Origin of the sequence: Streptomyces sp. NBC_01216 (assembly GCF_035994945.1) — a bacterium.
GTDB lineage: Bacteria > Actinomycetota > Actinomycetes > Streptomycetales > Streptomycetaceae > Streptomyces.
Genome location: NZ_CP108679.1, coordinates 101,020 through 114,905, shown reverse-complemented (window position 1 = coordinate 114,905; position 13,886 = coordinate 101,020). Strand labels below are relative to the sequence as shown.

The following is a 13,886-nucleotide window of genomic DNA, read 5'->3' as shown; positions in this document are numbered from 1 at the left end:
CGCACGCTGACGCTCTACCAAGTCCACGCCAAGCGCGGAGTACAGGCGTTCGAGGCTATGGACTGTCCTGCCGCACGGCTGGAAGCCGTACAAGACCTACACCGACGCGGTCCCCAACAACGCCTCGGAGCAGGCCATCCGGATGGCCAAAGTGCAGCAGAAGATCTCCGGCGGTTGGCGCACGATGCTCGGCGCCGAGCGCTTCTTCGCCTTGCGCGGCTACACCTGTCCGCCGCCGCGAAACAACGCAAGGACCTGCTCGACGTGGTTACCCGGCTCTTCGACGGCCGAGGAGCCTGGATACCCGTTCTGGCCTGATCACCAATTCAGTCACGGCTTCCGAGCCTCATAAGATCTCCGACCGGGATCGCTGGCGTGCATCATGCCCTCAAGGTGCGCCGAAGATCGTCCGCCACGCATGCGGCGAGGCGTTGCCACGCCGGGCCAGCGAAGAGGTGATCGGCTCCTTCCACCTCGCGGACCAGCATCGGACCGGTGGTCTCGGTGCGCCAGCCGTTGACGTCGCAGGGCCGGATCTCCGGATCCTCAACGCCGCAGAACACAGTGATGGGCACCTCCCGCAGCCCCCCTGATCGGTAGTTGTAGCCAGATACTGCATGCATGTCCGCTTCGAGTACTGGCAGCAGCATGTCCACGATGTCCGGATCATCGAGCAGTTCACTGCTCAGGTAGCGCTTGGCGAGGGACGCGCGGGAGCCGAGTTCCTCCTCCGCGCCCCGAGCGGCCTCCTCCGGCGGTAGCTGGGAGGCCACCAACAACAGGGCCGTAGTCGGGCCGAGAGCTCGCGCCAGCTCGAAGCCCACCAGGGCGCCGGAGCAGTGGCCGAAGACGGCGACCCTCCGATGGGAGAGCCGGGCGATCTCGCGGTCCAGTTCATCGACGATGTGGGTGACATTGGTCAGCGGGGCTTCGGACATTCGGCTCTCACGGCCAGGCATGCGTACCCCGTACACCGTGACCTCCGGTGGGAAGAGCGGCCCCCAGGTGCGGAAGGGCGCGGCGCCCGCGCCCGCCCACGGGATGCAGACGAGGGCCGGGCCGTCGGCGGGGCCAGTCGCCCACGGGATGAGGGCGGGTGCCGCTTCACGGCGGCCTGCGGGTGAGTTCACTGGGCAGACACCGTCCCGTCGGCCTCGCCCCGCCAGTCCGCGCCGTGCGCTGCCCAGCGCACCACAGGGCGTATCGCGAGCCCGGCAGTCGCGAACAGAACGCCGAGCAGGGCCCAGCCCGCCTTACCGTGCTCGACTGCCGTCATGGTGACCAGGATCGGGCCCACCATAGTGCTCACCGACATGCCCGACGCGAAGACGCCCTGGTACACGCCGTGCGCCCGCGCGTCAGCGAGTTCGTAGCCCAGTGTCCAGCCGGCTGCGGCGGAAAGGATCTCAGCGAACACCTGGATCACCGCGCCCGCAATCAGCACTGTCACCGCCCACGCTGGCGACAGGCCCGCCGAGAGCGCGAACACTGCGCAACTTGCCGCCAGCAGCAGTCCCGCCCGGCCCATCGCCCGTACCGCGCCGGGTACCTCGGCGACTCCCCGGGCCGCCCGCACCTGGAGCAGTGCCACGAGTGCGCAGTTGACGATCACCAGGAGAGCCACCGACCAGCGAGGCGCCTCGGTCCGTTGGACAATCCACAGTGGCAGGGCCACGTCCAGCAGGCTGATCTGGAGCAGCATCACGGAGTTGAGGACCGTCAGCGCGAGGTACGGCCGGTCGCGCACCGCCCGCCAAGAGCTCTCGGCCGGGGTGTCACTCTGCTCTGCCATGCGCAGGGACGCCGCGTCGGTCAGCGGGAGGCCTATCACCATCAGCGCCGGCACAAGGTAGGTGACGGCACTCAGGAGGATCAGCGCCGAGTATGCGATCCGGGTGTCGACGTGGAGCGCTATCGCGCCCATCGCGCCGCCCAACCCCATCGCCACATTGGTGACCGTCCGCAGATAGCCACGCGCCTCGACCCGCGTCGCGACCGGCAGCACATCGGCCATGAGGGCACCCCTCACACCGAAGGACGCCTGATTCAGGGCGCCGAAGCACACTCCCACGACCAAGAATCCGGTGTACCCGTCCACCAGGGTGTACGCGGCCAGCGTGAGCCCGGCGCCCACCCACAGCACTGCCACCACCCGCCGGCTACCCCAGCGGTCCGATGCCCGGCCAGCTGGCAGTCCTGCGGCGACCCCGGCCAGGCCGGCGAGGGTAAAGCCGAGACCGACCCGCGTCGTGTCGATCCCGACGATGCGGGTGAAGTAGAGGACGCTGATCGGCAAGAACAGGCCGTTCCCGAAGGAGCTGGTCAGGGTCATCCAGGCCAGTCGGCGCAGCACCGGCTCCTTTGGGACCAACCCGCCCTTCGTGGCCGGCGAGGCGGCGAGGTCTGTGATGGCGGCAGGTTCGGAGGGCATGCGGCGACTAGACCACCTCTCGACAGGTGGACGGCGTTCCTTGCGTAGCTGGCCACTTGAATGGATACGGCTTCGGAGGGGAATGCGCGGGCAACGGGATGACGATGCGGCGACAACGCATATCGATCGCGAGGGGAGCCGCGTTCGTGCTGCGCGTCATCAGCGTAGCCCAGGATCTTGCCGTCGACTTGTCTTTCTTACAGCGACGATGCGTCCGCACGACAGGACGCGGGCTAACCTGGGGCTAACCTCGGGATTTCACGAAGGCGGCCGTCCGCAGGGTGATCAAATAGGCGAGGAGTTCCTCTGGGTTGGGGCGATTAGGCTTGTCAAAAGTCCTGTTCGCCGCCGAGAGAGAAGCACTCCTCGGGTGAAGAAGCGTAGCGGATCGTACCCTCCTGTCCGAGTTGAGGGCAACGGCCTTGTGGTGCTCTCGCAGGCCGGGCGGTCCTCTGGTGGAGACGGTCCGGAAGAGCGTCGTGGATGCTGCGTTGTCGGCAGCGCTCGCGCCGTGGTGCAAGCCGCGGGCGGTGCACGACCCAGGCAAGATCCTGCTGGGACCTTGCGCGCGCGACCGCCTTGCGCGGAGACTGCTTGGCCGATGTCGCGATGGTGAGGGCCGAACCGTCCCTCTTCGGGCCGGTGGCCTCCGACCCGACCGTCTCCCGCCTGGTCGACATGCTCGCCGCAGCGGGCTCTCGGGCACTGGCCGCCATCCGCACCGCACGGACCGATGTCCGCGACCGCACAAGGCAGTTGGCCGGGCCTCAGCTTGGTGTTTAACCTCGGCCGTTCACCTGACCCGCTGATCTTGGTTCGTTCTCGGGACAGCAGGGCGGCCGTTCTTCACGTTTCGAGGTGTCGAGCAACGTCACGTGAAGGAACGGCCGCTGGTGAAGAGTCTCGCCGCTGAACAGTCCACTGACGCCGCGTTGGGCGTCCTGTCCCACTTTCGTGTCGAGTTCTACGACTGCCTCTACACCCGGGCGGATGCGCTCTTCGAGCTCACCGACGCGGTGCTGTGCTCGGACGGGCCGGTGACGTCGCTGGTGGAGTTGACGCTCACGGCCGAGCACCGGCGCGGGCACGGGGCGATGTACGACGCGGTCAACCACGGCTGGCTGGAGCCGCGCCGACTGCGCAGGCTGCTGGCCTCCACGCCGCTGCCGCGTGCCGCTGACGGGCGGATCGTGCTCGCCGTCGACGTGAGCAACTGGCTGCGGCCTGACGCCCCCACCAGCCCGGAGTTGCTGTTCTGCCACGTCTACGGGCGGGGCCGCAGTGCGGATCAGTTCATCCCCGGCTGGCCCTACTCCTTCGTCGCCGCACTGGAGACGGGACGCACGTCGTGGACGGCCGTGCTGGACGCGATCCGGCTCGGGCCGGCCGACGATGCCACCGCAGTGACCGCCGCCCAACTGCGCGAGGTGGTCACCCGGCTGGTGCACGCCGGGCAGTGGCGGCCGGGCGACGCGGACATCCTCGTCGTCATGGACACCGGCTACGACGTCACCCGCCTCGCCTACGTCCTGGCCGACCTGCCCGTCGAGCTGGTCGGCCGGCTCCGCTCGGACCGCGTCATGCTGAGGGATGCCGGCCCGCGCCGCTCCACCCCGCGCGGCGGGCAGCCCCGCAAGCACGGCGGCGTCCTCACCTTCTCCAAGCCGGAGTCCTGGCACACCCCCGACCAGGCCACGACGTGCGACACCACCCGCTACGGCCGGGCCGAAGCCCTCGCCTGGGACCGGATGCACCCGCGCCTGCAAGCCCGTGGCCCCTGGCTCGACCACTGCGGTGAACTCCCTTTGATCCACGGCACGTTGATCCGGCTGAAGGTAGAGCACCTGCCCGGCGACCGCGACCCGAAACCGGTGTGGCTGTGGTCCTCGCGCACCGGCATGACCGGCCAGGACGTCGACCTGCGCTGGCAAGCGTTCCTGCGTAGATTCGATCTTGAACACACCTTCCGGCTGTTCAAGCAGACCCTGGGCTGGACCGTCCCCAAGGTCCGCGATCCGCACACGGCCGACCTGTGGACGTGGCTGATCATCGCCGCCCACACCCAGCTCCGCCTCGCCCGCCCCCTCGCCGAGGACCTCCGCCGACCCTGGGAACGGCCCGCCGAGCCCCGCCGACTGACCCCCGCCCGGGTCCGCCGAGGGTTCCGCCACCTCCGCGTGAAGACCGCCCGTCCCGCCGACGTGCCCAGACCCTCCAAGCCCGGACCCGGACGCCCACCCGGCTCGAAGAACCGCAGGCCAGCCCCACGTCACGAGCCTGGGAAGACCGTGAAACGAATCGAAACCCTCACCGAACACGTCCGCCAGAAACAGCAGCGAGGTTAATGATCAAGCTAAGACGACGTCTCATTTGGTGAGTCTTCGGTAGCAGATGAGGGTGCAGGCGATGCTGGTGAAGGCCAGGAAGTGGTCGGCTTTGCGTTCGTAGCGCCGGTGGAGTCGGCGGCAGCCCGCGAGCCAGGCCATGGTGCGTTCGATAGTCCAGCGGTGTCGGCCCAGCCGCTGGGACGACTCGATGCCCTTGCGGGCGATCCGGTGGGTGATCCCGCGCTGGCGTAACCATCGCCGCAGGTGGTCGTAGTCGTAGCCCTTGTCCACGTGTAGTTTGGCGGGGCGCCCCCGGCGGGGTCCTCGTCGGGAGCGGATCGGTGGTATGCCGCGGACGAGGGGTTCGAGGGCCTGGCTGTCGTGGAGGTTGGCGCCGGAGATGCCGATGGACAGGGGCAGACCGGTCCGTTCGGTGATCAAGTGGATCTTTGATCCTTTCTTGCCCCGGTCGACAGGATTCGGACCTGTCAGCTCCCCCCCTAATCAGTTCTGGGAGTCGGCCGTGCGGCAGACTCCGGGTGGTAGCCGACGGCAGGTGAGCACTTTGTCCCCCAGGACTTTCAAGTCCTGCTGAAAGACCGTGCCCCTGCCGTTCGGCCCGGAGAGTTGATCGCTGCTGGGATGTCGTGCGCGCCGGACCTGGCGTGAGCACTGCTTGATTAGGTCGCAGATGGTTCTCCGGCAGGCTGCTGAAGATGACCGGCATCGAGTGCGGGAGGACCGTTGCGACTGTTCGTCGGGGATGACTGGGCCGAGGACCATCACGACATCGAGGTGATGGACTCCACGGGGCGACGGTTGGCCAAAGCCCGAGTGCCCGAGGGGGGGCCTCCCCCTGAGTGGTGGACACGCTGATACTGGATCTGCTTGATCCGGAGGAAGCGAGAAGACCGCCGATGGCGATGAAGGACTACTCGGACGAGTTCAAGGCCGATGCCGTGGCCCTGTACGAGTCCGCACCCGGGGCGACGTACAAGAGCATCGCGGCTGACCTGGGTGTCAACCGGGCGACCCTGCGTGAGTGGGTGCTGCGGGACCGTGAACGCCGTGGTGTCACCGCCGCGGCTGCGAAGCCGGCCGCCCAACCTCGGGAGGGGGTGCCGTCCACTGATCCGGACGAGCGGGTCCGGCAGCTGGAGGCTCGGGTGGCCGAGCTCGAGGCGAGTGAGCGCAAGCTTGCCACCGAGCGGGACATCCTCCGCAAGGCGGCCAAGTATTTCGCCGGAGAGACGAACTGGTGATGAGCCGCTTTCAGTTCGTTGACGACCATCGGAACACCTACGAGGTGAAGCGGCTCTGCCAAGTCCTGGACTTGAACCGGTCCAGCTACTACAAGTGGCTCGCCGGCGCCGAGGGCCGGGCCGCCCGGCAGCGGGAGGACCGGATCCTGGCCGAGGAGATCCGCGAGGTCCACGGCGAGTCCGGCGGCGCCTACGGCTCCCCGCGAGTGACCGCCGAGCTTCGCGAGAAAGGGCGGCGGGTCAATGAGAAGCGGGTCGCCCGGATCATGCGGGCGTTTTCCATCACCGGCATCCGCCTGCGCAGACGCGTGCGCACCACCGTCCCGGACCCGGCAGCCTCACCGGTTCCGGACCTGTTCCAGCGGGACTTCACCGCCACCGAGCCGGGGCGGAAGTACATGGGCGACATCACGTATCTCCCGCTCGCAGGCGGGGAGTTCCTCTATCTCGCGACCGTGCTGGACTGCTTCAGCCGCAAGGTCGTGGGCTGGTCCATCGCCGATCACATGCGCACCGGCCTGGTCGCCGACGCACTGCGGATGGCAGCCTCGACCCGCGGCCGCCTGGACGGCGCCGTGTTCCACTCCGACCACGGGGCGCAATACGGATCCCGGGCCTTCGTCGGCCTCTGCGACCAACTCGGGGTCACACGGTCGATGGGCGCGGTCGGCACCAGCGCGGACAACGCGGCCTGCGAAAGCTTCCACGCTTCCCTGAAACGCGAGACCCTCCAGGGCGCCCACGTCTACGGGGACGCCGACACCTGCCGCAGGACCGTCTTCGCCTGGCTGACCCGCTACAACACCCGCCGCCGACACTCCGCCAACGGCCACCTCAGCCCCAACGAATACGAACACCGACACCACAGTATCAGCGTGTCCACCACTCAGGGGGAGGCCCCGGTCCCGGCGAAGATGCGCTGGCATCTCAGCAAGGGAGTCGCGTTCCCCGGTGCCGACCCCCACACGAAGTACTGCCGCGTCCCTCACCCGGCCGTGTGCCCCGCGGTCGAACACACGGACCTTCCCCCAGAGCTGTCAAGGGGAAGCTTCGCTACAACTGCTCCGCGAGGATGCGTTCGATCACGACGGCCACTCCGTCCTCGTTGTTGGCTGCCGTCCGTCCGGAGGCCGCAGCGATCGCGTCCGGGTGCGCGTTGCCCATGGCGTACGACCGGCCTGCCCAAGTGAGCATCTCCACGTCGTTCGGCATGTCGCCGAAGGCGACGACCTCCTCATTGGAGATGCCGAGTTCGGCGCAGCACAGCGCGAGCGTGCTCGCCTTGGAGATGCCCGGACCGCTGATCTCCAGCAGCGCACTGGGGCTGGACCGGGTGATACTCGCGCGGTCGCCGATGGCGAGGCGGGCCAGGGTGAGGAAGGCGTCCGGGTCCATTTCCGGGTGGTAGGCGAGGATCTTGAGCACCGGCTCATGGGCGCCCGGGGCGTCCGCAGCGAGCAGTTCCTCGGCTGGCGCGAGGATGTCCGGGATCTCTATGTGCAGCTTCGGATACGCCGGTTCCTGGCGGAAGCCGTACGTCTGCTCGACGGCGTAGAGCGTGCCAGGCGCGGCGTCCCGCAGCAGTCGTACGGCGTCGACCGCGTTCTCCCGGGCGAGCTCTCGGACCTTGACGAAGCGGTGGGTACCGGGCCCGCCGTGCAGGTCGACCACGGCGGCGCCATTGCCGCAGATCGCCAGCCCGTGGCTGTGGACGTGGTAGCTGACGACGTCCATCAGGCGGGCCGGGCGACCCGTGACGAAGAACACCTCGATGCCGGCCTCCTCGGCCGCGGCCAGTGCGGCGACCGTGCGCTCGGAGACCGACTGGTCATCGCGTAGGAGAGTGCCGTCAAGATCCGTCGCGATCAGCCGGGGTGGAACGCTGGAGGGCAGCGTCTCAGGCTGTCGGGTCGCTGAGGTCACGGGGTCCCCTTCTCGGATCCACTAGAAGAAATGGATATCACTAGTGCAGCAGGTCGCAAGTCCTGTTCGGGTTGCTGGTGACGTGGTGTGGTGGTCATGCGGCCTTCGTGAGGCTGTCCCGGGCGGGCTCCTGGTGTTGGGGGCGGCGGGCGAGGTAGCGGGCGTGCTCGGCGTCGGCGTCGTAGCGCCACCGGTAGGGGCGGGCGGTGCGGTTGTGCCTGACGGTGAACGCGGTGATCTTGGCTTCGAGGTCGTCGCGGGAGACGAAGTCGCCGCCGCGCAGGACGCGGCGGGTCAGGGCGGAGAACCACTGCTCGATCATGTTCAGCCAGCTGGCGTGCTTGGGGTGACGGTGAACCGGGGGTGGGCGGCGAGCCAGGCGCGGGTGGCCCTGGATGTGTGGGAGGAGCCGTTGTCCATGACCAGGTGGATGCGCAGGGCCGGGTCGGTGCTGCGGTCGAGCATGGCCAGGAAGCGGATGAAGTGCGCGGAGTCGTTGCGCTCGACGCGCTCGGCGACCACCTGGCCGGTGGCCACGTCCATGGCGGCGACGATCGAGACGGTGCCGTGGCGCTTGTACTCGAACTCGACGCGCCGGTCGCGGCCGGGGCTGGCGGGTTGGGCGGGGCGGATGCGGGAGCGGGCCTGGATGCCGGTCTTCTCGTCGACGCTGACGAGGAGGGTGTCGGCGGGGATGTCGAGGTAGAGGCGGCACACGGCGCCGGCCTGGGACCAGAAGGCGTCGTCGTCGGCCCTGTTGAGCCAGCCGCGGATTTTATGCGGGCGCACCCTGGTCTCGGCCAGGACGCGGCGCACGGTTGCGCGCGAGAGCGCCATGCCTCGCGTCGCCAGATGCCCGGCGACCAGCGCCTGTGTCCAGCGGGCGGCGCCCTCGGGCGGGAGGGAGGTGGCGACGGCGATGACGGCCAGGCGCTCGCTGGGCCCGTACCTGTCCGGGCGGCCGCTGCGTGGGTGGTCGAACAGGCCCGGCACGCCGTGCCGGGCGAAGCGCAGCCGCCACCGGCGCACGGTCGGCTCGCTGCAGCCCAGCTCGGCGGCAATCGTGCTGTTGGCCAGGCCGTCCGCGGCCAGCAGCACGATCCGTGCGCGCAGCGCGATCGCCTGCGGGCAGCTCGGGGCGCCGACCATGGCGAGCAGCTTGCGTTGTCGACGAGCGGTCAGATGCAGTGCGGCGGCGGGCGGATGGGCCATCGGGGACGCTCCGGAGCGCGAGGAGATGCGGGACCGCAGCGATCATGCCGTGCCCGCGCCCCCGCCCGGCCCGGGGCGGTGTGCGGCAGACTTCCCCCGTGCCCGTTCCGCCGCGCCCGCTCAAGGCAGTGGTCGACGACCGCGTCGACCACTGCGCCGTCACCAGCGGCCGCTGGCCCGCCCTCACCGAGGTCGACACCCGCTGGCGCGGCTCCTTCGGCTACTTCGCGGCCCTGGTCGGCCCGGAGGAAGAGCAGGAGCGCATCCCGCTGTGCCGCATCGAGTACCTCGGCGGCGACCGGTGGACCTTCGCCCTGTACGACCCTGCCTCGGACTCCTATATCCCCCAGCTCCTGCACACCGGTCGGTGGGAGGGCAGCCCCGACGACGCCTTCGAGACGGCCGCCCTCGTCCATCTCGCTGACTACGAAGCGTGAGCGAGTGCAGGACGCTCAACCCGAACAGGACTTGCGACCTGCTGCACTAGGTCCTGTCTGAAGTCCAGATCACGAATGTGTGGGATCGCCTGCGCGCGACGGGGTGTCCTTGGTAGTCAAGTGGCCATGGCGCGAGGCGATCTCACCGACGAGCAGTGGTCCCTGATTGAGCCCCATCTCCCGATCGCCGCGGTCGGGCCTATCCCCGACCTGCGGAAATACTTCAACGCGGCGATGTGGCGCTTTCGGACCGGCAGCCCGTGGCGCGACCTGCCGGAGGAGTTCGGCCCCTGGCAGAGTTCCTACGACCGCTTCCAGGTCTGGGCGAAGCAGGGCATCTTCCAGAATCTGATGGAGATGGTGATCGCGGAAGCTGCCGCCCGCGACCAGGTCGACCTGGGGCTGGTCAGCGTGGACTCGGCGACAGCACGGGCACACCACCATGCCGCCGGGATGATCCTGGATCCGGAGCAGCTGGCAGCCCTGGAGGCGGCTGTCGAGGCCGAAAAGGGGGTTTGGTGGAAGGACAACAGCCGCAAGACCGGCAGGAAGAGGACCCCGCCCGCGAGGAGCGACGCCGGGTTCGCCGACGGTACCGGATCCGCTTGACCGCCGCTGACCTGGGGCGTTCGAGGGGTGGGCTGACCAGTAAGATTCATCTGGCGGCTGACCGGCGCTGCCGTCCGCTGGCGTTCGTGCTCACGCCCGGGCAGTGCGGTGACAGTCCGCAGTTCGTCCCGGTGCTGGAGAAGGTGAAGGTCCGCGGGCCGGTCGGGCGCCCGAGGACCCGGCCGGACGCCATAGCCGGCGACAAGGCGTACTCGTCCCGCAGCAACCGTGCTCACCTGCGCAAACGCAACATCAAGGCCGTCATCCCGGAGAAGAAGGACCAGGCCGCCAACCGGAAGAAGAAAGGCCGCAAGGGAGGCCGCCCCGTCAGCCACGACTCCGCGCTCTACAAGGAGAGAAACACCGTCGAGCGGTGCATCAACCGTCTCCGAAACTGGCGGGGCATCGCCACCCGCTACGACAAGACCCCAACCAGCTACGAAGCCGGACTGCACCTGTGCGGTGCGATGCTCTGGCTCCGCAGCATCACACCGCCCTCATGATCCGAACTTCAGACAGGACCTAGTCCTGTTTACCTTGTCCGCCGACGTACTGGCGATCAACTACCCTTCTCCCAAAGGGGATGTAAAGTGTCCTGATCGCTTTTCAACCTTCCGCGCGTCCGGCGTCGCCAGCGCGTGCCTGACAAGGGCGGCATTGGTGCATGGTTGACGGTTGCGGCCAGGTGGCTGAGGCGGCACGCATTCCCCGTGCGGCCGCCATCCGGGCTCGGGATGGCTTGGCCAAACCACAGAGGCAGGTTACGCATGGCGAGGTCGGCAGATCACGAGGGCGGCGGCGTAGCGTCTGCTCCCATACGGGTGCTCGGGCCGCTGGAGGTTGACGGCGAGACCGGGGCCGTGCACGTGGCATCGGGCCGACAAGAGGTCGTTCTGTCTGCTCTGGTACTCAATCTGAACCGGGTGGTGGAGACCACTTACCTGGTGGACGCCATCTGGCCGCAGGAGCCGCCGGAAACCGCACGCACCCAGGTCCAGATGTGTGTCTGCAAGCTGCGCAAGGCGCTGTCCGGCGGCGGAGCCGTCGCTGCCATCGAGACACGCGCCCAGGGGTACGTCCTGCGGGCGCCGGAGGAGGCAACCGACATCGGGAACTTCCGTCGACTGGTGAGCGAGGCCCGTGACCTGGCCCGTACCGGCTTCACGCAACCCGCTGTGGAGCGGCTGCGCTTGGCGGAAGACCTGTGGCGGGGCCGGTGCCTGACCGGTATTTCCAGTGAGGTCCTGGCCCGCGTGGCAGCGCAGTTGGACGAGAGCCGCTTGGAGGTACGGGAGACGTGTCTGCGGCTGGAACTCGACCTGGGTCACCACGACCACCTGGTCAGCGAGTTGCGGCAGTTCGTCGCCGCCCATCCGCTGAGGGAGCAGCTGCGGGGACACCTCATGGTGGCGTTGCACCGCTCCGGCCGACAGGCGGAAGCCCTGGAGGTCTACCAGCAGGGCCGGGTACTGCTCGCCGAGGAACTGGGTCTCGATCCGGGCAAGGATCTGCGCGACCTGATGGAGGCGATCCTGGCCGACGACCTCGGCTTGACGCCCGCCGGTGAACCGGCGGACCGACCTCCCGCCGAGGCGGCGCCGCCCGCTGCGGCGGACGAGCGCGAGGCCGCTTCCGATCCGGTCGTCATCCCCCGGCAACTGCCCGCCGATTTCGGCGACCTCGCGGGCAACGACGACATCGTCCAGACGATCTGCGCGGCGGTGACCGAGCGGCAGGAGCAGGGGATGCTGAGCGTGGTCCTGGTGCTCGGCAGGCCCGGTGTCGGCAAGAGCACGATGGCCACGCACGTGGCGCACCTCCTGGCGACCGATCACTTCCCGGACGGACAGCTCTACTGCGATCTGCGGGGGCTCGGCGAAAAACCCGTGGACCCGGCGCAGGCGTTGGGACGGTTCCTGCGGGCGATGGGTATCCCCGGCCAGGCCCTCCCCGAGTCGCTGGACGAGCGCGCGGAGATGTATCGCAGCCTGCTGGCCGACCGCCGGGTCCTGGTGCTGCTGGATGACGCGATGAACGAGTCGCAGGTGATGCCGTTGCTGCCCGGTACCGGCAGCAGTGCCGTGCTGGTCACCAGCCGCGGGCGGCTCACGGCGTTGCCGGGCACGCGCAGCTTCGAATTGGAGCCGCTGGATTCGGAGCAATCCATCCGGCTGCTCGGGCGCATCATCGGGGAGCACCGGGTGGCGGACGAGGCGGAGGCGGCACGCGTCCTCGTCGGTCTGGTGGGCGGGCTGCCTCTCGCACTACGCATCATCGCCGCGCGGTTGGCCGCGCGGCCGCACTGGTCGCTGGCCTCGATGTGGCATCGGCTCAACGACGAGCACCGCCAGCTGGACGAGCTGGCACACGGCGAGCTCTCGATCCGGGCGAGCCTGTCGCTCAGCTACGACGGCCTGGCGGCGGCCGACCGCCGGCTGCTGTGCCTGCTCAGCCTGGCCGGTGGGCCGGTGGTGCCGGGCTGGCTGGGGGCGGCCCTGACGGACGACCACACTCCGCACCCCGCCGACCTGCTGGAACCGCTCGTCGACATGCGCCTGCTCGACATCGCTGGGGTGGACCAGGGTGGGGAGTTCATGTGCGGGCTGCCGCAGATCGTGCGGACCTTCGCGCACGACCGGCTGACCTCGGAGGTCCCGGAGGAAGAACGGGCTGCGGCGGTGCGGCACACGGTCGGCGGCTGGTTGGCATTGGCGGAACGGGCCCACAGGGACATATACGGCGGCGCGTACACGATCGTGTCGGGCCGCGCCGAACGATGGCATCCACCGGAGGACTACGTCCGACGGCACCTCCGCGATGGCCTGGCGTGGCTGGAGAGCGAGCAGGGCAATCTGTCGAATGCGGTCGAGCTCGCGGCCCGGGCCGGGCTCGACGAGTCATGCTGGGAGCTGGCCACCACGTTGGTGACGCTGTTCGAGGCACGGGGTTACCCCGAACTGTGGGAGAGCACTCACCGGGTGGCGCTGGCCGCAGTACGGGAAGCGGGCAACGAACTCGGCCAGGCGGCGGTCCTCGGCTCGCTCGGCACCCTGCACCTGTACCGCCACGAGTACGAGGCGGCGAGTCCTTATCTGACGGCCGCCCTGAGGACCTTCGAACTGGTCGAGGAGGCGACCGGTCAGGCGCTGTGTCTACGTGACCTGGCGCGCATCGAGCGGCACCGCGGTGACAGCGACCGGGCACTGGCCCTCTACGGGAGCGCCGAGCGGAACTTCGCACGGGCCGAGGACAGCATCGGCCGGGCGTATGTGCTCGGCGAGATGGCGCACATCACGATGCGCCGCTCGGATTTCGAGCGCACCCGTTCCTATCTCGACGAGGCGCTCGGAATCTGCCGGTCGGCGGGTTTCGACCGGGGCCAGGCGCTGACGTTGCGGCGGCTCGGCCAGATGCTGATGTACCAGGAGCAGTACGAAGCTGCAGAAAGGATTCTGCAAGAGGTGCTCGCCATGGTCCGAGCGAGCGGTGATCTGGTCGGAGAGGGGCACCTCCTGCACGACCTCGGCCACGTCCACCTGCATCTGCGCCGTACGGACCAGGCCATCTGGTATTACTCGCAGTCGCTCATGGTCCGGGAGCGGATCGCGGACCACAGCGGGGTCGCCGCCCTCCGGGCGGATATGGCCGCAGTCCTCGGCAGGCCGGTCACTCCGGGCGGATAGCG

Annotated in this window: 8 protein-coding genes and 5 pseudogenes; 7 read left to right on the top strand and 6 right to left on the bottom strand. The window is 68.9% G+C overall.

The window, feature by feature from the left end; all coding sequences use genetic code 11:
* Window positions 1-380 precede the first annotated feature (380 nt).
* Together OG393_RS34805 and OG393_RS34800 are read right to left on the bottom strand one after the other, a co-directional pair.
* Window positions 381-1,130: a thioesterase II family protein gene (locus OG393_RS34805; RefSeq protein ID WP_327379059.1), complete on the bottom strand. Its 750-nt coding sequence runs from the start codon at window positions 1,128-1,130 to the stop codon at window positions 381-383.
* Window positions 1,127-2,431, bottom strand: coding sequence for an MFS transporter (locus tag OG393_RS34800; RefSeq protein WP_327379058.1), 1,305 nt, complete (start codon window positions 2,429-2,431; stop codon window positions 1,127-1,129). The genes OG393_RS34805 and OG393_RS34800 overlap by 4 nt, the downstream gene beginning before the upstream one ends.
* 370 nt (window positions 2,432-2,801) lie before the next feature.
* Here OG393_RS34800 and OG393_RS34795 point away from each other — a divergent pair.
* Both OG393_RS34795 and OG393_RS34790 read left to right on the top strand, forming a co-directional pair.
* Window positions 2,802-3,196: pseudogene (locus OG393_RS34795) on the top strand (transposase); the annotation flags it as partial.
* Window positions 3,197-3,324: 128 nt separating this feature from the next.
* Window positions 3,325-4,776: an NF041680 family putative transposase gene (locus tag OG393_RS34790; RefSeq protein ID WP_327379039.1), complete on the top strand. Its 1,452-nt coding sequence runs from the start codon at window positions 3,325-3,327 to the stop codon at window positions 4,774-4,776.
* A gap of 21 nt (window positions 4,777-4,797) precedes the next feature.
* Here the strand turns inward: OG393_RS34790 and OG393_RS34785 are convergent.
* Window positions 4,798-5,259: pseudogene (locus OG393_RS34785) on the bottom strand (IS5 family transposase); the annotation flags it as partial.
* 416 nt (window positions 5,260-5,675) lie between these two features.
* Between OG393_RS34785 and OG393_RS34780 the strand changes: the two are divergent.
* Together OG393_RS34780 and OG393_RS34775 are read left to right on the top strand one after the other, a co-directional pair.
* Window positions 5,676-6,901: pseudogene (locus OG393_RS34780) on the top strand (IS3 family transposase); the annotation flags it as partial.
* A pseudogene (locus tag OG393_RS34775) lies at window positions 6,896-7,048 on the top strand (DUF6083 domain-containing protein); the annotation flags it as partial. The pseudogenes OG393_RS34780 and OG393_RS34775, both read left to right, overlap by 6 nt.
* A 25-nt stretch (window positions 7,049-7,073) precedes the next feature.
* Here OG393_RS34775 and OG393_RS34770 read toward each other — a convergent pair.
* The 3 genes from OG393_RS34770 to OG393_RS34760 all read right to left on the bottom strand — a co-directional run bounded on the left by OG393_RS34770 (window position 7,074) and on the right by OG393_RS34760 (window position 9,155).
* Complete coding sequence (locus OG393_RS34770; RefSeq protein ID WP_327379057.1) at window positions 7,074-7,943, bottom strand: HAD-IIB family hydrolase; 870 nt, start codon at window positions 7,941-7,943, stop codon at window positions 7,074-7,076.
* Window positions 7,944-8,037: 94 nt separating this feature from the next.
* Window positions 8,038-8,265, bottom strand: coding sequence for a hypothetical protein (locus OG393_RS34765; protein ID WP_327379056.1), 228 nt, complete (start codon window positions 8,263-8,265; stop codon window positions 8,038-8,040).
* A 2-nt stretch (window positions 8,266-8,267) separates the two neighbouring features.
* On the bottom strand, window positions 8,268-9,155 hold the full coding sequence (locus OG393_RS34760) for an IS630 family transposase (RefSeq protein ID WP_327379055.1): 888 nt from the start codon (window positions 9,153-9,155) through the stop codon (window positions 8,268-8,270).
* A 98-nt stretch (window positions 9,156-9,253) separates the two neighbouring features.
* Here OG393_RS34760 and OG393_RS34755 point away from each other — a divergent pair, with 98 nt between their 5' ends.
* The 3 genes and pseudogenes from OG393_RS34755 to OG393_RS34745 all read left to right on the top strand — a co-directional run bounded on the left by OG393_RS34755 (window position 9,254) and on the right by OG393_RS34745 (window position 13,884).
* Window positions 9,254-9,592: a hypothetical protein gene (locus tag OG393_RS34755; protein WP_327379054.1), complete on the top strand. Its 339-nt coding sequence runs from the start codon at window positions 9,254-9,256 to the stop codon at window positions 9,590-9,592.
* A gap of 126 nt (window positions 9,593-9,718) precedes the next feature.
* A pseudogene (locus tag OG393_RS34750) lies at window positions 9,719-10,704 on the top strand (IS5 family transposase).
* Between the two features lie 264 nt (window positions 10,705-10,968).
* The gene (locus tag OG393_RS34745) at window positions 10,969-13,884 is read left to right on the top strand and encodes an AfsR/SARP family transcriptional regulator (RefSeq protein WP_327379053.1); all 2,916 of its coding nucleotides are present in this window, start codon (window positions 10,969-10,971) and stop codon (window positions 13,882-13,884) included.
* The last annotated feature ends 2 nt before the right edge of the window (window positions 13,885-13,886 follow it).

What these genes read in the sequence shown, in the direction of transcription:
- OG393_RS34800 (WP_327379058.1), bottom strand. Translation starts at nt 2,431, where the DNA reads ATGCCCTCCGAACCTGCCGCCATCACAGACCTCGCCGCCTCGCCGGCC.
- OG393_RS34765 (WP_327379056.1), bottom strand. Translation starts at nt 8,265, where the DNA reads ATGATCGAGCAGTGGTTCTCCGCCCTGACCCGCCGCGTCCTGCGCGGC.
- OG393_RS34760 (WP_327379055.1), bottom strand. Translation starts at nt 9,155, where the DNA reads ATGGCCCATCCGCCCGCCGCCGCACTGCATCTGACCGCTCGTCGACAA.
- OG393_RS34745 (WP_327379053.1), top strand. Translation starts at nt 10,969, where the DNA reads ATGGCGAGGTCGGCAGATCACGAGGGCGGCGGCGTAGCGTCTGCTCCC.